The organism is Mycobacterium sp. 050134 (genome assembly GCF_036409085.1).
Classification (GTDB): domain Bacteria; phylum Actinomycetota; class Actinomycetes; order Mycobacteriales; family Mycobacteriaceae; genus Mycobacterium.
Genome location: NZ_JAZGLV010000004.1, coordinates 70,556 through 90,169, shown reverse-complemented (window position 1 = coordinate 90,169; position 19,614 = coordinate 70,556). Strand labels below are relative to the sequence as shown.

The window sequence follows — 19,614 nt, the reverse complement described above, 5'->3', positions numbered from 1 at the left end:
GTGCCGCCATTGACGAGGCGAGTCCTGATCCAGCTGGCGATCTTCGTGGTCGTCGCGCTGACCGGCGGCGCCGTGATGGTGTTCGGCTACATTCAGCTGCCCGCCATGTTCGGCGTCGGGCGCTATCGGGTCACGCTCGAGCTGCCGCAAGCCGCCGGCCTGTATCCCAGCGGCAACGTCACCTATCGGGGCACCGAAGTCGGCCGGGTCGACAGCGTGCGCCTCACCGACACCGGCGTGGCGGCGGTGCTCTCGCTGAAGTCGGGCATCGACATCCCATCGGATCTCGATGCGCAGGTGCATAGTCAGTCGGCGGTCGGCGAGCAATACGTCGCGCTGCTGCCCCGCAGGGATTCCCGGCCGCTGCGAGACGGCGACGTCATCCGCGGTGACCGGGTGTCGGTGCCGCCCGACCTGGACACGATGCTCGACGCGGCGAACCGGGGAATGGAGTCGGTCCCGCGGGAGGACCTCAAGACCGTCGTCGACGAGGCCTCCGCCGCGATCGGCGGGCTCGGGCCGGACCTTTCCCGGCTGGTGGCAGGCGCGAGCGCGCTGTCCACCGACGCACGCAAGAACCTGGATTCGCTGCTCACGCTGATCGATCGGTCGCCGCCGGTGCTCGATGCGCAGGCCGATTCGCCCGACGCGGTGCGTGCGTGGGCCGCCCATCTGGCCCGTGTCGCGGGCGGGCTGCGGGACAACGACGCCGCCGTCCGGGCCGTGCTGGAGCAAGGCGGCCCGGCCGTCGGCGAGGCGCGGCAGCTGCTGGACCGGCTGAACCCGACCCTGCCGATCGTGCTGGCCAACCTGATCGGCGTCGGGCAGGTGGCCCTCACGTATCACGCCGGGCTCGAGCAGCTGCTGGTCCTGCTGCCCCAGGCGGTGGCGACGATCCAGGCGATCAACGTCCCGAACCGCAACACCAAGCAGGGCTACAAGGGCGCGTTCCTCAGCTTCAACCTGCGGCTGAACCTCCCACCGCCGTGCCTCACCGGCTTCCTGCCGGCCCAGCAGCAGCGGGTGCCGTCGTGGCAGGACTACCCGGACCGGCCGGCCGGCGACCTGTACTGCCGGGTGCCGCAGGACTCCGCGCAAAACGTCCGCGGCGTGCGCAACACGCCGTGCGTGGGCCGGCCCGGAAAGCGCGCGCCGACGGTCCAAATGTGCGACGGCGACCGGAGTTACGTGCCGCTCAACGACGGATACAACTGGAAGGGCGACCCCAACGCCACACTGTCGGGACAACCCGTCCCGCAGCCGCGCCCACCGGCGTCGCCCGCCCCGGCCCCCGAACCGCTGCCGATCGCGGCCGCCGAATACGACCCGGCCACCGGCACCTACGTCGGCCCGGACGGGCACGTCTACACACAATCCGACCTGGCCGCCCCCGGCGGAAAGGAGCGCACATGGCAAACGATGTTGTTACCACCGAATTAACCGATGGCGCAGCGGTATTCGACGACAAGGCGAACGGTGGCGGGCGCGCGCTCGCGATCGGGGCGCTGATCGTGCTGGCGCTGGCCGGACTCGTAGGCTGGGTCGGCCTACGCGCGCACGAAGCCCGCCAGGCCCAGGAACAGCGGGGGCTCTTCCTGCAGGCCGCTCGCCAGGGTGCGCTGAACCTCACCACGGTGGACTTCCGAGAGGCCGACGCCGACGTGCAACGGATCCTGAATGGGGCGACGGGCCCGCTGTACGACAACTTCTCCAAACGTTCGCAGCCGTTCGTCGAGGTGCTGCTGCGGACCCAATCGAAGTCCGTCGGCACGGTCACCGAAGCGGGTGTCGAATCCCAATCCGGCGACCGGGCGGAGGTTCTCGTCGCGGTCACCGTCCACACGTCGACCGCGGCCGCCGCCCAGCCGGAGCCGCACGCGTGGCGGATGCGGCTGTCCCTGGAGAAAGTCGGTGGCGTGCCCAAGATGTCGAACGTCGAGTTCGTGCCATGACCGGGCGTCCGGACGTCGAGAAGACCGAGGAACCGGGCGAAGACGCGCCACTCTCGCGCCGGCCGAGTTGGTCGCGCGCGCTCGCCCGCGGCGTGCTGCCCGGGCTGGCGCTGCTGCTGGCGGCGACGGCCGGCTTCCTCAAGTGGCAGGGCTGGTCGGCCGCGGACGCCGATCGCGCACGGCCCGAGGCGACGCAGGCGGCGCGGGATGCCGCCGTCGCGCTGCTGACCTACCGGCCCGAGACGGTCGAGCGCGACTTGGGCGCCGCCCGTGAACGGCTCACCGGCCGCTTCGCCGAGGCATACGCGGCGCTCACCCGCGACGTCGTCATACCCGGTGCGAAGCAGAAGCACATCTCCGCAGTGGCGACCGTCCAGTCCGCGGCGGCGGTGCAGACGGGACCCGACCAGGGAGTGGTGCTCCTGTTCGTCAACCAGACGACGATCGCCGGAACAGATGCGCCCGCCTACACGGCGTCCAGCGTTCGGGTCACGCTGGACCGGGTCGGCGGGCGGTGGCTGGTCTCCGGGTTCGATCCGGTCTGATCGTCAATCTCTGCTGGCGGCAACGGGTTTTGCCGCGGCCCACTGTCGCTGCACCTCGCGTTCGCTGGCCGTGGGAAGCAGACCTGAGGGCGCGAAGAACCGCGACGGTGTCGGCTCGACCTCGGTCAGGGGACGCCCGCCGCCCCGAATCGCGCTGTAGGCGACCAGGATTCCGACGGTCACCACGACGACCACGACCAGCGCGAACGCGATTGACAAAGTGCCCTGGATGAAGGTGTTGCGGATGACGTCGTCGATCTGATGGGCGTTCTTGGCCGAGCCGAACACCGTCTTGCCCGCGTGCCTGGCGGCCAGGTACTGGTGGTGCTGAGTCCAGTAGCCGACGGCCGGATCGGCGGAGAAGATCTTCTGCCACGAGGCCGTCAGCGTCACCGTCAGGTCCCACAGCAGCGGAATGCCCGGGATCCACGCCCATTTCAGCAGGCCCTTCTTGACGACGATCACCGTGATGACCGTCAGTGCGATGGCCGCGAGCAGCTGGTTGGCGATGCCGAACAAGGGGAAGAGCGTGTTGATGCCGCCCAGCGGATCGGTGACGCCCATCAGCAGGATGCTGCCCCACGCCGCGGCCACCGCCAGGCTGCAGATCCACACCCCCGGGCGCCAGCTGGGATTGCGCAGCTTGGCCAGCGGACCGCCGAGGTTGCCCAGCGTGTCCGACAGCATGAACCGCGCTACGCGGGTGCCCGCGTCGACGGCGGTCAGGATGAACAGCGCCTCGAACATGATCGCGAAGTGATACCAGAACGCCCGAAGGCCCGCGCCGCCGAACACGCGCTGCAGCACCTCGGACATGCCGACGGCCAGCGTCGGGGCCCCGCCGGTGCGCGACACGATCGACTTCTCACCTACTGCGGCGGCGGCCTGATTCAACTGATCGGCGGTGGCCGGGGCGCCCGACAGCCCCAGCCCGTTGACGTAGTGCGCGGCGGTGGCCGCGGTGCCGCCGGTCTGCGCGGGCGGGGCGTTGAGGGCAAAGTACAGGTGCTGGTCGAGGATGGCCGCGCTGATCAGCGCCATGATGGCGACGAACGACTCGGTGAGCATGCCGCCGTAGCCGATCAGCCGCATCTGGCTCTCCTTCTCCAGCAGCTTCGGCGTGGTGCCCGACGAGATCAGCGCGTGGAACCCGGACAGCGCACCGCAGGCGATGGTGATGAACAGAAAGGGGAACAGCGAGCCGGGGAACACCGGCCCGTTGCCGGCGGCCGCGAACCGTGATACGGCGGGCGCCTCAATGACCGGCCGGGCCAGGCAGATGCCGACCGCCAGCAGGGCGATGGCGCCGACCTTCATGAACGTCGACAGGTAGTCCCGCGGCGCCAGCAGCAGCCACACCGGCAGCGCCGACGCCACGAACCCGTACCCGATGATCAGCCAGGACACGGTGACCGGGGACAGGTTCAACCATGAGGTGCCCCACGATGTTTCGCCGACCCAGCTGCCCGCCGCGACGGCGATCAACAGCAGCGCGAAGCCGATTACCGACACCTCGCCCACCCGGCCGGGCCGCAGGAACCGCAGGTAGCAGCCCATGAAGAGGGCGATCGGGATCGTCATGGCGATGGAGAAGACCCCCCACGGGCTCTGAGCCAGGCCCCGCACCACCACGAGCGCGAGCACCGCGATGATGATCACCATGATGACGAACGCGCCGAGCAGGGCGGCGGCGCCGCCGGTGGCGCCGAGCTCGTCACGCGCCATCTGGCCCAGGGAGCGTCCCCGCCGCCGGGTGGAGATCCACAGCACCAGGTAGTCCTGCACGGCACCGGCGAACACCGCCCCGAGCACGATCCAAAGGGTGCATGGCAGGTAGCCCATCTGCGCCGCCAGCACCGGGCCGACCAGCGGGCCGGCCCCGGCGATGGCGGCGAAATGGTGTCCGAAGAGCACCCTGCGGTCGGTCGGCACGTAGTCGGTGCCGTCGTCCAGCACCTCCGCCGGGGTGGCGTGGTCGTCGCGCGGGCGGACGATCTTCGCTTCGATCAACCGCGCGTAGAACCGGAACCCGATGATGTAGGTGCAGACCGCCGCGACCACCAGCCACACCGCGTTGACGGTCTCGCCGCGCGCCAGCGCGATGACGGCCCAGGCGACGGCGCCGATGACGGCGATGACGCCGAAGATGGCCTTGTGCCGCGCGGTGATGGGGGAGCGGTCGACGATCGCGACGGGCGGCAAATTTTCGTCGGTGCGGACATAGCTGACGTGTTCGTGCTGCGCTGTCACGCCCAAACCCTACGACGACTCGGACGCGGCCGCGCGGGTGTTTCAGTAGATTTCAGTAGAGGCGACGGATGTTGTCGATGGTGTCCGCCTCCGCGGGCAGCTTGTCGTCGCGGTAGCGCACCACGCGGGCGAATCGCAGCGCCAGTCCGCCGGGGTACCGCGACGACTTCTGCACGCCGTCGAGTGCCACCTCGACAACCTGCTCGTGGCGCAGGTGGACCACGTAACCGTCCGTCGGGCCGGCGGCGAGTTCCGTGAACCGAGCGGTCTGCCAATCCAGCATCGCGTCGGTCATGCCCTTGAAAGTCTTTCCCACCATGACGAATTCGCCGGTGTCCGGATCGCGCGCGCCCAGGTGGATGTTAGAGAGTTTCCCGCGCCGGCGGCCCGATCCCCACTCCACGGCCAGCACCACCAGATCCAGCGTGTGCACCGGCTTGACCTTCAGCCAGCCCGCCCCGCGGCGGCCCGCCTGATACGGCGCCGCTGGCGCCTTGGCCATCACCCCTTCGTGGCCGGCGGCCAGCGTCGCGTCCAGGAAGGCGGCCGCCTCGGCGGCGTCGGAGGTGGCCAGCCGGTCGACCCGGTGCGCGGGGGGCACCAGCACATCCAGGGCGGCCAGCCGGTCGGTGGTGGGCGCGTCGAGCAAATCGACACCGTCGCAGTGCAGGAGGTCGAAGAAGAACACCGAAAGGGGCTGCGCCGCAACGGCCCCGGCCACATCGACCGATCGGCCGAACCGCGACGCGGTGACTTGGAACCGGTGTGGGCGGTTGTCGGGCTGGAGCGCGATCGCCTCGCCGTCGGCGATCAGCGTCTCGACCGGCAGTGCCAGCGTCGCCTTGACCACTTCGGGCAGGCGAGCGGTGACGTCGTCGAGGCTGCGGGTGTAGACGGTCACCTCGTCACCGGCCCGGTGGATCTGCACCCGCACGCCGTCCAGCTTCGCCTCGAGAATGGTTGTGCCACCGTGGCGTTCGAGCGCCTCGGTCACGCCGGTAGCAGTCTGCGCCAGCATCGGCCCGACCGGCCGGCCGACCCGCAGCGTGAAAGCGTCCAGCGCGCCCGCCCCGCCGCCCAGGGCGGCGGCCGCCACGGCGGGCAGGTCACCGCAAAGCATCGCCGCGCGCTGGACGGCCGCGGCGGGGATCGCGGCGGCCTTGGCCACCGCGTCGGCCATGATCCCGGCCAGCGCGCCCTGGCGCAGTTCGCCGCAGAGCAGCCTGGTCAGGAACGTCTGCTCGGGTCCGGTCGCGGCGGCGAACAGACCGGCCAGGAGTTCGGCGCGGCGGGCCTGGGACCCTTTGCCGGACAAGGCCCCGATCTCGGACAGGGCGGCATCGACGCCGGCGACCGTGAGCGCCGGTTCAGGCGCGGGCGGCGGACGGGAGCGCAGCGACGCCCACCCCACGCCGATCTGGCGTTGCCGCAGGTCACCGGACAGCCACGACACGACCGTCGCGACCAGGTCGGGATCCGGCGCGGCGCGGCGCAGCAGGTCGGCGATGTGGGCGACCTTGGCCAGGCGAGACGAGGTACCGCCCACGGCGGCCGAGGCGGTCGCCACGTCGAGGAGGAGCACGAAGTCAGCTTGACACGGCTCTCCGACAAGCCTCGGGGACGGACACGCTAGCGTGCCTACGTAACGTTACAGTTTTCAGGGATTCTGACACGCCACAGAATTTCTAACACGCCACGAAGGAGAGGTCCGGATGGAGATCAACGGGAAGAAGGTCGTCGTCATCGGCGGTGCGTCGGGCATGGGGCGCGCCACCGCCGAGCTGCTCAACGAGCGCGGCGCCGAGGTCGCAGTGCTGGACCGGCAGAATTCCGACGGCGAGCAGGTGGCCGAGGCGATCGGCGGCGCGTTCTACCCGGTCGACGTCACGGACTTCACCGGGACCGAGGAGACCCTGCAGACCGCGGTCGACAATCTCGGCGGCCTGCACGTGGTGGTCACCACCGCGGGCGGCGGCATCGCCAAGCGCACCCTGACCAAGTCCGGCCCGCACGACCTCGAGTCCTTCCAGTCCGTGATCGATCTCAACCTCATCGCCACCTTCAACATCAGCCGGCTCGCGGCCGCGCACATGGCCCGCAACGAACCCGACGACGAGGAACGGGGCGTCATCATCAACACCGCGTCGATCGCCGCCTTCGAGGGCCAGATCGGGCAGGTCGCCTACACCGCGGCCAAAGCCGCGATCGCCGGGATGTGCCTCACCATGGCCCGCGACCTGGGCTCGATGGGGATCCGGGTGCTGGCGATCGCGCCCAGCCTGTTTCTCACCGGGCTGACCGCCATGGTGCCCGACGAGATGGCCGCGAGTTTGACCCGCGACGCCGCCTTCCCCAAGCGGATGGGTCGGCCGATCGAGTACGCGAAGCTCGCGGCGGCGATCGTCGACAACCCGATGCTCAACGGCCAGTGCATCCGGCTGGACGCCGGGCAGCGGTTCGCGCCCAAGTAGCGGCACCCGGGCCCGTCGCCCTGGCTGCATTAAGTACACTCTTTAGCCAGCCGCCCCGCTTCCCCTCGAAGCGGGGCAGGCACCCAGCCCGCAGCGAGGAGGGCCCCATGGGCATCGCACTGACCGACGACCATCGCGAACTCGCCGAAGTGGCCCGTTCGTTCCTGACTTCCCAGAAGGCGCGCTGGGCTGCGCGGTCGCTGCTCGACGCGCCGGAGGAGGGTCGGCCGGGATTCTGGCAGGACCTGGCCGAGCTGGGCTGGCTCGGTCTGCACATCGACGAGGAGCACGGCGGCTCGGGCTATGGCCTGCCCGAACTGGTGGTCGTGATCGAGGAACTCGGCCGCGCGGTGGCACCGGGGCCATTCGTGCCGACCGTCATCGTTTCGGCCGTGATCGCGAAAAGCGGTACCTCCGAACAGAAGTCGCGGCTACTCCCCGGACTGATCGACGGCACAGCCGCCGCCGGGGTCGGGCTCGGGGGTGCGGTGCGGGTGGCCGACGGTGTCGCCGACGGTGAGGCCGGGATCGTCCTCGGCGCCAGCCTCGCCGACCTGCTGCTGGTGGCCGCGGGTGATGACATCCTGCTGCTCGACCGCGGCCGCACGGGGGTGTCGGTCGACGTGCCGGACAACCTCGATCCGACGCGCCGGTCCGGACGCGTCCGGCTCAGCAACGTGGCTGTGGGCGCCGACGACATCGTCGCGGGCGTCCGGGAATCGGCGCTGGCGCTGGCCCGGACCCTGCTGGCCGCCGAAGCGGTGGGCGGGGCGTCCGACTGCGTGGACGCCGCCGTCGAGTACGCCAAGGTGCGCCGTCAATTCGGCCGGACGATCGCGACTTTCCAAGCGGTCAAGCATCATTGCGCCAACATGCTGGTCGCCGCCGAGTCCGGGGTTGCCGCCGTGTGGGACGCTTCGCGGGCGGCGGCCGAGGACTCGTCGAAGGACGAGGACCAGTTCCGGCTCAGCGCCGCGGTGGCCGCCGCGTTGGCGTTCCCGGCGTACGCGCGCAACGCCGAGCTCAACATTCAGGTCCACGGTGGCATCGGCTTCACCTGGGAGCACGACGCGCACCTGCACCTGCGCCGCGCGCTGGTCGTCGCGGCCCTGTTCGGCGGGGAAGCACCCGCGCGCGACGTCTTCGAGCGCACCGCGGCGGGCGCCACCCGGGAGAACAGCCTGGACCTGCCGCCCGAGGCGGAAGAGCTGCGCACCCGGGTGCGCGCCGACGCCGTGGAGATCGCCGCGCTGGACAAGGATGCGCAGCGCGACAAGCTGATCGAGACGGGTTACGTGATGCCGCACTGGCCCAAACCGTGGGGCCGGGCCGCCGATGCCGTCGAGCAGCTGGTGATCGAGGAGGAGTTCCGCACGGCGGGCATCAAGCGGCCGGATTACTCGATCACCGGGTGGGTGATCCTGACGCTGATCCAGCATGGAACCGACTGGCAGATCCAGCGTTTCGTCGAGAGGGCGCTGCGCCAGGAAGAGATCTGGTGCCAGCTGTTCTCCGAACCGGAGGCCGGATCGGACGCAGCGTCGGTCAAGACGCGCGCCACGCGGGTCGACGGCGGCTGGAAGATCAACGGGCAGAAGGTATGGACGAGCGGGGCGCAGTACTGCAGCCGTGGCCTGGCCACCGTGCGCACCGATCCGGAGGCCCCTAAGCACGCGGGCATCACCACCGTGATCATCGACATGAAGGGGCCGGGGGTCGAGGTGCGGCCGCTGCGGCAGATCACCGGCGGCTCGGAATTTAACGAGGTGTTCTTCAACGACGTCTTCGTTCCGGACGAGGACGTCGTCGGCGCCCCCAACTCCGGCTGGACGGTGGCGCGGGCGACGCTCGGCAACGAACGGGTAAGCATCGGTGGCAACGGCTCGTTCTACGAGGGCTTGGCGGCGCGGCTCGTGCAGCTGACCCGGCAAGACCGGGACCGCCTGGCGGGCGCAGAGATTCGCGTCGGCTATTACCTCGCCGAGGACCACGCGCTGCGGCTGCTGAACCTGCGCCGCGCGGCCCGCAGCGTCGAAGGCGCCGGTCCCGGTCCGGAAGGCAACGTCACCAAACTCAAGCTGGCCGAGCACATGATCGAGGGCGGCGCGATCGCCGCGGCGCTGCTCGGGCCGGAGGTGGCGCTGCTCGACGGGCCGGGCGCGCTGGCCGGCCGGATGATGATGGGCGCGCGGGGCATGGCGATCGCCGGGGGAACCTCGGAGGTCACCCGCAACCAGATCGCCGAGCGGATACTGGGCATGCCGCGCGACCCGCTGATCAACTGAGCCCCGTTCTGTTTCCCCGCGAGCGTGCGTGTTTGTACGGTGACACGCCGTGCGGGCCGGCATTCTGCGCACGTTCGTGCTGAGGAGGGGTGGCCGTCAGGCCGGGGCGAACTGAGGGGCTCCGCCGCTGCCCAGCTCGGGCAGCAGCGCGACGGCCATTCCGCACGTCACCGAATCCGGTTCGCAGCCAACGACGTTGGCGGCGATCCGCAGACCGCTCTGCTCGGCGAGTTCCACGATGGCGACCACGTAGGGAAGCGGGATCTCCGGGTTATACGGGTGGTGGTTTACCGTGTAGGTGAAGACCGTGCCGTGGCCGGTCACCGGTCGAGGCGCCAGAGCGCCGCCGCAGTTGCGGCAGTCACCGGTCGGCGGATGGACCCAGCGCGCGCAGGCGTCGCAATGTTCGAGGAGCAACTGAGACATCGGCTCGGCTGACACGCCCAATACAGTACACTCTATTATTTCGAGGTGGGTGTCGGGTTGGGTGGACGGGTGGCAATGACGTATTTCGAGAAGGACGCGATCCTGTCGGGGATCGGCATATCGCGGATCGGCCGCCGCACCGGCATCCCGGGCGTGGAGCTGACGATGGAGGCGGTGCGGGCCGCCATCGCAGACGCCGGCCTGCGCGCCGACGACATCGACGGCATCGCGACGCTGGGAGACACGCCGGCTCAGGACGTCAACGCCGAGCTGGGCATCGATGCGGCCGACTGCGGGGCCGGATTCGGCACGGGAGGCCTGCTCAGCCCCGTCATGTCGGCGTGCCGCGCGGTCGCCGAGCGCCGCGCCCGGCACGTGGTGGTGTACCGCACGATCCAGATGTTGGGCGGGACCGTGCTGCCGAAGGAGAAGGGCGCGCCCGCCCCGTCGCTGGCGCGAATGTTCGAAACACCGCAGGGCGAACCCCGTCCCGCCGTGGGGGCGATGGGCGACATCAACGATCTCGTTGCGGCGCACGCCTATTCGGCCGCGAACTGGTTGGCGCTGAACTGCCGCCGGCACATGGAACTGTACGGGACCACCAAGGAACAGCTGGGCTGGGTGGCCCTCAACGGCAGGCGCAACGCGGCCCTCAATCCCCTTGCGGTCTACCGGGATCAGATGACCATGGCCAACTACCTGGCCGCGCGGCCCGTGTCCACGCCGTTCGGGCTGCTGGACTGCGACGTGCCGATCGACGGATCGATCGCGGTGGTGGTCTCGAACGCGGAATACGCCGGCGACTGCCCGCACCGCGCGGTGGCGGTCGAGGCGATCGGCGGGTCCGACGGCGCGGGTGGCTGGTTCCACCGCGACGACTATCCCAAGATGGCGATGTCGGACGCGGCGGCGCAGATGTGGTCGCGGACCGAGTTGACGCCCGGCGACCTCGATGTCGCCCAGTTGTACGACGGGTTCACGTTTCTCACGATCGCGTGGCTCGAGGCCCTCGGGATCTGCGGCGACGGCGAGAGCGGGTCGTTCGTCGAAGGGGGCGCGCGGATCGCCCGCGACGGCCAACTGCCGCTAAACACCTACGGCGGCCAACTGTCGGCCGGGCGGATGCACGGCTACTGGGCGCTGCACGAGGGGTGCCTGCAGTTGCGCGGCGAGGCGGGGGAGCGGCAGGTATCGGAGCGCCCGCAGGTGGGTGTCGTGTCGGTCGGCGGTGGGCCCGTCGCCGGGTGCATGCTGCTCACCTGCTGAGATGGCCCGTTGCCGAACGTAATTGAGCCTCGGATGAGCACTCGGCCGGAGGCGGGTCGAGCGGACAAACTGGCGTCGACGGTCGCCCGCCGCATCGAGGCGGACATCGTTCGCCGCGGCTGGACCGTAGGCGAGTCGCTGGGTTCCGAACAGGCTCTGCAACAACGCTATGGCGTGAGCCGATCGGTTCTGCGCGAAGCCGTCCGGCTGGTGGAGCACCACCAAGTCGCCCGGATGCGCCGCGGGCCCGGCGGCGGGCTGCTCATCTGCGAGCCCGACGCCGCACCCGCCACCCGCGCCGTCGTCATCTATCTCGAATACCTGGGCACCACACTGGATGACCTCCTCAACGCGCGGCTGGTGCTCGAACCCCTCGCGGCCGCCCTCGCCGCGGAGCGGATCGACGAGGCCGGCATCGACCGGCTGCGCGCGGTGCTGCGGGCCGAAGAGCACTGGCGACCCGGGCTGCCCGGGCCCCGCGAAGAGTTCCACGTCGCGTTGGCCGAGCGGTCGAAAAACCCGGTGCTGCAGCTGTTCATCGAGATCCTGATGCGGCTCACCACCAGGTACGCCCTTCAGTCGCGCACCGAGTCGGCCACCGAGGCCATCGAGGCGGTCGACCACATGCACAGCGACCACACCGCCATCGTCGCCGCCGTGACGGCGGGTGACGCGGCGCGGGCCAAGACACTCACCGAGCGACACGTGGAAGCGGTGACGGCCTGGCTACAGCAACATCACCCGGGAAGTCAGGCGGCGGGGCTGCGAGCCCCGCGGCGACTCGACGCGGGGGCGCCGCGCGGCAAGCTCGCGGAGTCGCTGGCCGCCAGCATCGGCGACGACATCGCCGCCGGTGGCTGGCAGGTCGGATCGGTGTTCGGCACCGAGACGGCGTTGCTCGAGCGTTACCGTGTCAGCCGCGCGGTGTTCCGGGAAGCCGTGCGGCTGCTCGAGTATCACTCGATCGCCCGCATGCGTCGCGGGCCGGGCGGCGGGCTCGTCGTCACCAAACCCGAGGCCCAGGCGAGCATCGACACCATCGCCCTGTACCTGCAGTACCGCAGCCCGAGCCGCGACGACCTCAGCTGCGTCCGCGACGCGATCGAGATCGACAACGTCGCCAAGGTGGTGCGGCGGCGCACCGACGCCGAGGTGGCCACCTTTCTCGGGACCCGTTGGTCGACGGAAGCGACCGGGGACGTGCGCAAGGCCGGCGTCGACGAGTTCCTGTTCCATGTCGGCCTGGCGCAGTTGGCCGGCAACGCGCTGCTGGACCTGTTTTTGCGCATCATCGTCGAGCTGTTCCGGCGGCACTGGTCCAGCACGGGCCAAGCCCTGCCGACCGGGGACGACGCGGCGGCCGTCGAGCACGCCCACGCCCGGATCGCCGAGGCGATCGAGGCCGGCGACGACAGCCTGGCCCGCCACCGCATCCGCCGCCACCTGGACGCCGCCGCCTCGTGGTGGCTGTAGCGGTCCCGCCGCCGGCGTGTGTCGGCCGCCACGCGTATATCGGGGGCGCGCGAAGGGTATTGGGAAGGGAAGGCAGTGGGGCCGGTCCAGCGAGGGGTTGGCATCAGTGATCGACAGTGAGAGGGCGTCTATGACCGCGGGCACCCAGATCGAAGGGCCCGGGTTCGTTCATTCGGCGCTGCTGTACCGCTCGCAGCAGGAGCTGCTGGACTCGGTGGAGCGCTTCGTGGTCGGCGGGCTGTCGATGGACGAGGCGGTTCTGGTCGCGGTGCCCGGCGACGAGCTGGCCCTGCTGCACGACGCCCTGCACAGCGGTGGCGGGCTACCCGACGAGGTGCGGATGACCGACATCACCGAGGTCGCCCGCAACCCAACCAGGTTCATGGCGATGCAGGGATCCTTCGCCGAGTCCCATCCCGACCGGCGGGTGCGCATCGTCAGCCAGCTGGCGTGGCCGGGCCGCACCGACGGCGAGCTTGCGGCGTGCGTCGAGCACGAGGCGCTGGTCAACGGGGCCCTGGACTGCTACCAGGCGACCGGTTTGTGCCTGTACGACGCCAGCCGCCTCGGCGGGGACGTGTTGGCCGATGCCCGCGCGACTCACCCTTTGCTGTGGAGTTGCGGCTCGCTGCGACCCAGCGACGAGTACGCGCCGCGGGACGTCCTGGAGCGCTGCAACCAGCCCTTGCCGGTGAACCCGGGAGCCGTCACCTACCTGGTCCGCACCTCCAGCGACCTCAGCCCCGCCCGGTCGTTTGCGGTCGAGTACGCCGGCTGGATCGGGCTGTCGCGGGAGGGCATCGAGGATCTGCAGTTGATCGCTACCGAGCTGGCCACCAACAGCCTGATGTACACCGACGGAGCGTGCCGACTGGCCTTCTGGCGGGAGGGCGAGCACCTGGTGTGCGAGGCACGCGACACCGGGCGTTTCGACGACCCGCTGGTAGGGCGGCTTGATCCGGGTCCGAGCGGCCCGGCGAGCCGGGGCCTGTTCCTTGTCAACGCCATCTCGGACCTGGTGCGTACGCACACCACGGCCACGGGTACGACGATCCAGGCCTACCTCCGGTTCGACCCTTCGCCCGCGCCGACCGGCTGACCTACTGGGAGTTGGCCGGTTGCGTCGACGGCGCCACCACCGTCCCGGGGCTAGCCGGGCGGGGGATGCAGGCCGCTGAGAGCGATACCGCGAACAACGTGGCGGCCAGGGCGACGGCCTTGAGCAACTTCGTCTTGCGGTTAGCTTTCACGGCGTCCCTCTCGTCGGGGGCGCATCGCTGCGGTTCAGCCGCGCCACGTCTCGGATGTTATCTGCGTGCCGATTCGTTCCGACGGGTCGGTAGTCAACGATTCACTTGCCGTTTGACGTCTGTTCAATATCGCCGGGTTCGTTAAAGGGATTTGCTTTGGCTGCGCGTCGGGTCTATGGTGCGGGCCATGCGTCTTCTCGAGCGTGCGGCAGTAGCCAGCACCCGCAGCGGGGTCTGATCCAGACCGACCCCCCGCTGCGGGTCGGAAGCTCCTGCCGTCGGTCGCTCCCGCTGATCAGGGAAGACCTACACCGTGACTCTCACCTCACCAGACTTCGACACCTTCCACGCTGCGTCGCCCCGGCTCGCTGCTGGCGCCTGGTTCGCGGACCATTTCGGAGTCGCCCTCCCTCGGGGACTGCGCGAGCGCGCGGGTGACGTCTCGTGGGACGCCTTCGTGGCCGCGCACGCCCCGGCGTCCGGCCCGATCCGGCTGGGTCACTGGGCATGCGCCGACACCGATCGGCCCGCGGGCCGACTCGGCCCTCAGGCCCGCAACTTCCGGGCCGTGATCGCCGTCGGCGATCGGATCGGCACTTCGACCGCCGCCGCGGGAGGGCCCGTCGCGGCCCTCACCGCGATGCTCCACGAGCGCGGGTTCACCCTCGAGACGCTGAAGTTCCACCAGGTGCGCGCTCAGGGCTGCACCGCCACCTTTATCCACGGCAGCAACGGAATTCGTGCCGAGTGGGCAATGGGGCTGGCTGAGGACGCGACCCAGTCGGCCCTACGGGCCGTCATCGCTTGCGCGAATCGGCTGGCCGGCGCGGCCTGACCCGTCGGGGGTTACAGCGGGCGCAGCAGGATCGGCATGCCGTCCTTGGGCACCGGCATGCCGCCGTAATCCCACTCCGCCCGATAGCCGGCGTGGGGCAGTTCGAGCCGGTATCGCCGCAGCAGGCGGTGCAGGATCGTCTTGATCTCCAACTGGCCGAACACCATGCCGATGCACTTGTGGGCGCCGCCGCCGAAAGGCGTGAACGCATACCGGTGCCGCTTGTGCTCGTTGCGGGGCTCGGTGAACCGCTCCGGGTTGAACGTCATTGGATCGGTCCACAATTCGGGGAGTCGATGATTCATCCCCGGGTAGGCGATGACGTTGGTTCCCTTGGGGATGTAGTAGCCCAGCAGGTCGGTGTCGCGCACGGTCTGACGCATCGCCCACTGCACCGGGGTCACCAGCCGGATCGACTCGTTCATCACCAGGTCGAGCGACTCCAGCTTCTCGAGCGACTCGATGTCGAGCGGCCCGTCGCCGAGCCGGTCGGACTCGTCGCGGCAGCGTTCCTGCCACTCCGGGTGGGCGGCCAGCTGGTAGATCATCGTCGTCGCGGTCGACGTCGACGTGTCGTGCGCCGCCATCATCAGGAAGATCATGTGGTTGACGATGTCTTCGTCGGAAAAGCTGTTGCCGTCCTCGTCTTCGGTGTGGCACAACGCCGACAACAGGTCGTTGCCGTTCTTCCCGCGCTGCTCCTTGACCCGCTCCCGGAAGTAGTTCTCCAGCAGCTCGCGCGCCTTGAGGCCCCGCCACCAGGTGAACGGCGGAATCGGCGTGCGGATGATCGCGTTGCCCGCCCGGGTGGTCACCGCGAAGGCCTGGTTCACCTTGGTGACCAGCTCGCGGTCGGTGCCCGGCTCGTGGCCCATGAACACCATCGATGCGATGTCCAGGGTCAGCTCCTTCATCGCCGGGTAGAGCAGGAACCGCGCGTCGTTGACCACCCAATCGCTGGCGATCGTCTGCGAGACCACCTGGTCCATCTGCTCGACGTAGGACACCAGCCGGGACCGGACGAACGCCTCCTGCATGATCCGCCGGTGGAACATGTGTTCCTCGAAATCGAGCAGCATCAGCCCGCGCTTGAAGAACGGGCCGATCACCGGCACCCAACCCTGCTGCGAGTAGTCCTTGTTGCGGTTGGAGTAGACGACCTGCGCGGCGTCGGGACCCAGCGCCGCGACTCCCGGCAACACCGGCGAGTCGCCGAAGACGACGGGGCCCTTGGTCTGATACAGGAACATCAGGTAGTCCGGCCCGCCGCGCAACATCTCGATGATGTGGCCGATGACCGGAAGCCCGGCGTCACCCATGACGGGCTTGAGCCCGCTGCCGGGCGGCGGGTCTGCCAGCTTGTGCTCCGGGAAGGTGGTGTTGAGCAGTCTGCGCTCGACCAGGCTCATGCCCGGGAAGTTGTTGAACGACGGCGTCAACCGGCGGCGCGCCTGGTCGAGCAGGTAGTGCGGGGTGCTGATGGTGGCGGCCATGAGGCTCCTTTGCGCTCCTGTGTGAACCCGTGAGGGTGACGGCGGTCACTTGGTCCCTATCCTTCGGGAAATACTTGACGCCTGTCAAGTTTGTTTTTCGCGCGTGTTGGTGCAAGGTCAGGAGGGTGAGCAAGCAAGTCGCAACCCCGGGGCCGGTGACCCGAAGGCGCGGTGACAGGCAACGCCAGGCCATCCTGCAGGCGGTGCGGGACCTGCTGCAGGAGCAGCCGTTCGCGGAGCTGTCGGTCAGCACCATCAGCCTGCGCGCCGGCGTGGCCCGATCCGGATTCTATTTCTACTTCGACTCCAAATACGCGGTGCTCGCACAGCTGCTCGCCGACGCGGCCGAAGAGCTGGAAGAGCTGACCCAATACTTCGCGCCCCGCCAACCGGGCGAGTCGCCCGAACAGTTCGCCAAGCGGATGGTCCGCAGCGCCGCGGCCGTCTACTCCCACAACGACCCGGTGGTGGCTGCGTGCAACGCGGCCCGCAACACTGACGCCGAGATCCGCGACATCCTCGAGCGGCAATTCGAGGCGGTGCTGAGGCAGATCGTCGCCGTCGTCGACGCCGAGATTAAGGCCGGCACCGCGGTCCCGATCAGCGACGACATCCCGATCCTGGTGCGCACTCTCGCCGGTACCACGTCGCTCATGCTGACCGGCGATCCGCTACTCGTCGGCCAGCGGGGTCTTCAGGACGACGTCGAGCGCCGAGTGCGCGTCCTCGAGCGGCTGTGGCTCCACGCGTTGTGGGGTGGCGGGGAGTAGCCCGTTACCGTCGGTATCGTCGCGGCCATGGCACCAAAGGATCCCGGGCGGTACTTCGCCGGGAAGCGTTGTCTTGTCACGGGTGCGGCGAGCGGCATCGGCCGCGCTACCGCGCTGCGGCTGGCCGCTCGGGGAGCCGAGCTCTATCTGACCGATCGCAACGCGGACGGCCTGCGGCAAACCGTGGCCGACGTCCGCGCGCTCGGCGCCGAGGTGCCGGAGCACCGGGCCCTCGACATTGCCGACTATGACGAGGTGGCGGCGTTCGCCGACGACGTCCACACCAAGCACCCGAGCATGGACGTCGTGCTCAACATTGCCGGCGTGTCGGCCTGGGGGACGGTCGACCGGTTGACCCACGAGCAGTGGACCAAGATGATCGCGATCAACCTGATGGGCCCGATCCACGTCATCGAGACGTTCGTTCCCCCGATGATGGCGGCGGGGCGGGGCGGTCACCTGGTCAATGTGTCGTCGGCGGCTGGGCTAGTCGCGCTGCCGTGGCACGCCGCCTACAGCGCCAGCAAGTACGGCTTGCGCGGCCTGTCCGAGGTGCTGCGCTTCGACCTGGCCCGGCACCGGATCGGGGTCTCGCTGGTGGTGCCCGGCGCGGTGAACACGCCGCTGGTCAACACGGTCGAGATCGCGGGCGTCGACCGCGAGGACCCCAAGGTCGCGCGCTGGGTCAACCGGTTCACCGGCCATGCCGTGTCGCCGGAGACGGCCGCCGACAAGATCCTGGCCGGCGTTGCCAGGAACCGCTACCTGATCTACACGTCCCCCGACATCTGGGCGTTGTACGCGTTTAAACGGCTGGCGTGGTGGCCGTACAGCGTGGCGATGCGGCAGGTGAACGTAATCTTCACGCGCGCGCTACGGCCTGCGCCGGCGCCGCTAGTCCGGCATGGCCAGCTCGAGGCGAACGCCCAGCAGCCGGACCGGCCGGTCGAGTTCGAATAAGTCGAGCACGCGCAGTGCGGCGGCGGTGATGACGCGGCGGTCGGTGCCGGGTGCGTCGAGCTTGCGGACCTTGGTGCGGGTGTAGAACGTCGCGGTTCGCACGGTAACCGCCACCCGGGTGACGATGCGGCCCGCCGCCTCGACCTCCGCTAGGGCCTGCCTGGCCAATTCGGCGACGGCCGCGTTCATTTCGGCCCGGTCGGTGAGGTCTTGGGGGAAGGTGACGACGTGGCTGCGCGAGCGCGGGACCCAGGGCTCGACGCTGACGTTGGTGTCACCGCCGCCCTTCGCGAGCAGCAGCAGCCACAGGCCGGTCCGCGGGCCGAACGTGGCCGTCAGCAGCTCGGCGTCGGCGTTCGCGAGCTCCCGCACCGTTGAAACCCCGATCGCGGCAAGCGTTTTCGCCGTCTTGGGCCCCACGCCCCACAGCGCGTCGACCGGGCGATCGGCCATGACCGTCATCCAGTTCGCGTCGGTGAGGACAACGACGCCGCCCGGCTTCGCGAAACCGGTCGCGACCTTAGCCCGCTGTTTGTTGTCGCTGACGCCGACCGAGCAGGACAGCCCGGTCTCCGAGGCGATGACGGCGCGGATGTGCTCGGCCAGGCCCACCGGGTTGTCGACGTGGGCGCCCACGTAGGCCTCGTCCCAGCCCCACACCTCGACCGGATGGCCCAGGTCGCGCAGCAGCCCCATCACCCGTTCCGACGCCGCGTCGTAGGCCGGCGGGTCCGACGGCAGGAACGTCGCGCCGGGACAGCGGCGGGCGGCGGCCCGCAAGGGCATGCCGGCGTGCACACCGAATTCGCGCGCCTCGTACGAGGCGCAGGTGACGACCTTGCGCGGTTCGGTCGGATCCCCGCTGCCGCCGACGATCACCGGCAGCCCCACTAGGTCGGGGCGGCGGCGTAGCTCCACCGAGGCCAGGAACTGGTCGAGGTCGACGTGCAGCACCCACGCGGTGGGCATCAATGTCCGCAGAGCTTGCGCGCCACGCTCTCCCATGCGTCGCCGAGTGACTGCACGGTGTGGCCGGCCTCGTTGAGCTGGTGCTCGACGTAATCCACGTCGAGCAGGGCCAGCAACGCCTCGATCTGGGCGTCCAGGTCGCCCGTGGTGTGGGCTTGCCGCAGCAACACCCGGACGTGCGTGCGCTGCACCATGTTCGGCGCGCTGAACCGGCTCTGCGGGTCGCTGTTGGCCGACGAGAGCAGCGCGTGGTGGGCGTGGACGAACCGGATGCGAGCCCGGCCGAAGGCCACCAGCCGATCCAGGGGCGGCGCGTCGGGCCCGAGCGGTGGGGGGCCGAACAGGAAGGCCTGCTGGTTGGCGCGCTCATCCTCGTCCAGCAGCACCATCATCAGCCCGGCCCGGCTGCCGAACCTGCGGAACAACGTACCCTTGCCGACACCAGCCGCGGCGGCGATGTCGTCCATGGTCACGGCGTCGGCGCCCCGCTCGTCGACCAGATTGCGCGCGGCGTCTAGCAGGAGCGCACGGTTGCGGGCGGCGTCACCCCGCTCGCGCTGCGCCGCGCGCGGAGGGCACACGTGCAGGGCGTGTGCTTGGTCGGTCATCCCTGTACTTTAACGCGAGCGGAATAAAAGCGGACTATAGTCCGGTTGGGGGTGCAAGGAT

Annotated in this window: 18 protein-coding genes; 11 read left to right on the top strand and 7 right to left on the bottom strand. The window is 69.7% G+C overall.

Annotated elements, in window-relative coordinates; genetic code table 11:
- Genes SKC42_RS05890 through SKC42_RS05880 form a run of 3 tightly spaced genes read left to right on the top strand, consistent with a single transcriptional unit; the run spans position 1 to position 2,497 of the window.
- Positions 1–1,440 carry an MlaD family protein gene (locus SKC42_RS05890; protein WP_330963366.1) on the top strand — a complete coding sequence of 480 codons (1,440 nt, stop codon included), beginning with the start codon at positions 1–3 and terminating at the stop codon, positions 1,438–1,440.
- Positions 1,410–1,952, top strand: a complete 543-nt coding sequence (locus tag SKC42_RS05885) for a mammalian cell entry protein (RefSeq protein ID WP_330963365.1) — start codon at positions 1,410–1,412, stop codon at positions 1,950–1,952. The genes SKC42_RS05890 and SKC42_RS05885 overlap by 31 nt, the downstream gene beginning before the upstream one ends.
- On the top strand, positions 1,949–2,497 hold the full coding sequence (locus tag SKC42_RS05880) for a hypothetical protein (RefSeq protein WP_330963364.1): 549 nt from the start codon (positions 1,949–1,951) through the stop codon (positions 2,495–2,497). Before SKC42_RS05885 ends, SKC42_RS05880 begins: the two co-directional genes overlap by 4 nt.
- Before the next feature lie 3 nt (positions 2,498–2,500).
- Here the strand turns inward: SKC42_RS05880 and SKC42_RS05875 are convergent, their stop codons facing one another.
- Both SKC42_RS05875 and SKC42_RS05870 read right to left on the bottom strand, forming a co-directional pair.
- On the bottom strand, positions 2,501–4,747 hold the full coding sequence (locus SKC42_RS05875; protein ID WP_442932005.1) for a carbon starvation CstA family protein: 2,247 nt from the start codon (positions 4,745–4,747) through the stop codon (positions 2,501–2,503).
- A gap of 52 nt (positions 4,748–4,799) precedes the next feature.
- Positions 4,800–6,329 (bottom strand): ATP-dependent DNA ligase, encoded by a 1,530-nt coding sequence (locus SKC42_RS05870; RefSeq protein ID WP_330963362.1) that lies wholly within the window; start codon positions 6,327–6,329, stop codon positions 4,800–4,802.
- 130 nt (positions 6,330–6,459) lie between these two features.
- Here SKC42_RS05870 and SKC42_RS05865 point away from each other — a divergent pair, with 130 nt between their 5' ends.
- Both SKC42_RS05865 and SKC42_RS05860 read left to right on the top strand, forming a co-directional pair.
- Positions 6,460–7,218, top strand: a complete 759-nt coding sequence (locus tag SKC42_RS05865; RefSeq protein WP_330963361.1) for an SDR family NAD(P)-dependent oxidoreductase — start codon at positions 6,460–6,462, stop codon at positions 7,216–7,218.
- Positions 7,219–7,325: 107 nt separating this feature from the next.
- Positions 7,326–9,503 carry an acyl-CoA dehydrogenase gene (locus tag SKC42_RS05860; protein WP_330963360.1) on the top strand — a complete coding sequence of 726 codons (2,178 nt, stop codon included), beginning with the start codon at positions 7,326–7,328 and terminating at the stop codon, positions 9,501–9,503.
- Positions 9,504–9,599: 96 nt separating this feature from the next.
- Here the strand turns inward: SKC42_RS05860 and SKC42_RS05855 are convergent, their stop codons facing one another.
- A complete protein-coding gene (locus SKC42_RS05855; protein WP_330963580.1) occupies positions 9,600–9,929 on the bottom strand; it encodes a Zn-ribbon domain-containing OB-fold protein in 330 nt (109 codons plus the stop codon).
- A 75-nt stretch (positions 9,930–10,004) separates the two neighbouring features.
- On the opposite strand from SKC42_RS05855, the gene SKC42_RS05850 reads away from it, so the two are divergent.
- The 3 genes from SKC42_RS05850 (at position 10,005) to SKC42_RS05840 (ending at position 13,767) form a co-directional block, all read left to right on the top strand.
- Positions 10,005–11,195: a thiolase family protein gene (locus tag SKC42_RS05850; RefSeq protein ID WP_330963579.1), complete on the top strand. Its 1,191-nt coding sequence runs from the start codon at positions 10,005–10,007 to the stop codon at positions 11,193–11,195.
- A gap of 33 nt (positions 11,196–11,228) precedes the next feature.
- Positions 11,229–12,668: a FadR/GntR family transcriptional regulator gene (locus tag SKC42_RS05845; protein ID WP_330963359.1), complete on the top strand. Its 1,440-nt coding sequence runs from the start codon at positions 11,229–11,231 to the stop codon at positions 12,666–12,668.
- 106 nt (positions 12,669–12,774) lie between these two features.
- Complete coding sequence (locus tag SKC42_RS05840) at positions 12,775–13,767, top strand: sensor histidine kinase (RefSeq protein WP_330963358.1); 993 nt, start codon at positions 12,775–12,777, stop codon at positions 13,765–13,767.
- Between the two features lies 1 nt (position 13,768).
- Here the strand turns inward: SKC42_RS05840 and SKC42_RS05835 are convergent, their stop codons facing one another.
- Positions 13,769–13,918 (bottom strand): hypothetical protein, encoded by a 150-nt coding sequence (locus SKC42_RS05835; RefSeq protein ID WP_330963357.1) that lies wholly within the window; start codon positions 13,916–13,918, stop codon positions 13,769–13,771.
- A gap of 313 nt (positions 13,919–14,231) precedes the next feature.
- Here SKC42_RS05835 and SKC42_RS05830 point away from each other — a divergent pair, with 313 nt between their 5' ends.
- Positions 14,232–14,753, top strand: coding sequence for a homocitrate synthase (locus SKC42_RS05830; RefSeq protein ID WP_330963356.1), 522 nt, complete (start codon positions 14,232–14,234; stop codon positions 14,751–14,753).
- Positions 14,754–14,764: 11 nt separating this feature from the next.
- Here the strand turns inward: SKC42_RS05830 and SKC42_RS05825 are convergent, their stop codons facing one another.
- Complete coding sequence (locus SKC42_RS05825; RefSeq protein WP_330963355.1) at positions 14,765–16,246, bottom strand: cytochrome P450; 1,482 nt, start codon at positions 16,244–16,246, stop codon at positions 14,765–14,767.
- A gap of 125 nt (positions 16,247–16,371) precedes the next feature.
- Here SKC42_RS05825 and SKC42_RS05820 point away from each other — a divergent pair, with 125 nt between their 5' ends.
- Entirely contained in the window at positions 16,372–17,016 is a 645-nt protein-coding gene (locus SKC42_RS05820) for a TetR/AcrR family transcriptional regulator (protein WP_330963354.1), read from the top strand.
- A 27-nt stretch (positions 17,017–17,043) separates the two neighbouring features.
- Entirely contained in the window at positions 17,044–17,976 is a 933-nt protein-coding gene (locus SKC42_RS05815) for an SDR family oxidoreductase (RefSeq protein WP_330963353.1), read from the top strand.
- Here SKC42_RS05815 and SKC42_RS05810 read toward each other — a convergent pair.
- Positions 17,911–18,945: a DNA polymerase IV gene (locus SKC42_RS05810; RefSeq protein WP_330963352.1), complete on the bottom strand. Its 1,035-nt coding sequence runs from the start codon at positions 18,943–18,945 to the stop codon at positions 17,911–17,913. The two genes, SKC42_RS05815 and SKC42_RS05810, sit on opposite strands and share 66 nt — an antisense overlap.
- Positions 18,945–19,553: a TetR/AcrR family transcriptional regulator gene (locus SKC42_RS05805; protein WP_330963351.1), complete on the bottom strand. Its 609-nt coding sequence runs from the start codon at positions 19,551–19,553 to the stop codon at positions 18,945–18,947. Before SKC42_RS05805 ends, SKC42_RS05810 begins: the two co-directional genes overlap by 1 nt.
- Positions 19,554–19,614: the final 61 nt, after the last annotated feature.

Bases quoted from the DNA above. Each gene is read 5' to 3' on its own strand.
- SKC42_RS05885 (WP_330963365.1), top strand. From the start codon at position 1,410: ATGGCAAACGATGTTGTTACCACCGAATTAACCGATGGCGCAGCGGTA.
- SKC42_RS05880 (WP_330963364.1), top strand. From the start codon at position 1,949: ATGACCGGGCGTCCGGACGTCGAGAAGACCGAGGAACCGGGCGAAGAC.
- SKC42_RS05865 (WP_330963361.1), top strand. From the start codon at position 6,460: ATGGAGATCAACGGGAAGAAGGTCGTCGTCATCGGCGGTGCGTCGGGC.
- SKC42_RS05860 (WP_330963360.1), top strand. From the start codon at position 7,326: ATGGGCATCGCACTGACCGACGACCATCGCGAACTCGCCGAAGTGGCC.
- SKC42_RS05855 (WP_330963580.1), bottom strand. From the start codon at position 9,929: ATGTCTCAGTTGCTCCTCGAACATTGCGACGCCTGCGCGCGCTGGGTC.
- SKC42_RS05850 (WP_330963579.1), top strand. From the start codon at position 10,005: ATGACGTATTTCGAGAAGGACGCGATCCTGTCGGGGATCGGCATATCG.
- SKC42_RS05845 (WP_330963359.1), top strand. From the start codon at position 11,229: ATGAGCACTCGGCCGGAGGCGGGTCGAGCGGACAAACTGGCGTCGACG.
- SKC42_RS05825 (WP_330963355.1), bottom strand. From the start codon at position 16,246: ATGGCCGCCACCATCAGCACCCCGCACTACCTGCTCGACCAGGCGCGC.
- SKC42_RS05815 (WP_330963353.1), top strand. From the start codon at position 17,044: ATGGCACCAAAGGATCCCGGGCGGTACTTCGCCGGGAAGCGTTGTCTT.
- SKC42_RS05810 (WP_330963352.1), bottom strand. From the start codon at position 18,945: ATGCCCACCGCGTGGGTGCTGCACGTCGACCTCGACCAGTTCCTGGCC.
- SKC42_RS05805 (WP_330963351.1), bottom strand. From the start codon at position 19,553: ATGACCGACCAAGCACACGCCCTGCACGTGTGCCCTCCGCGCGCGGCG.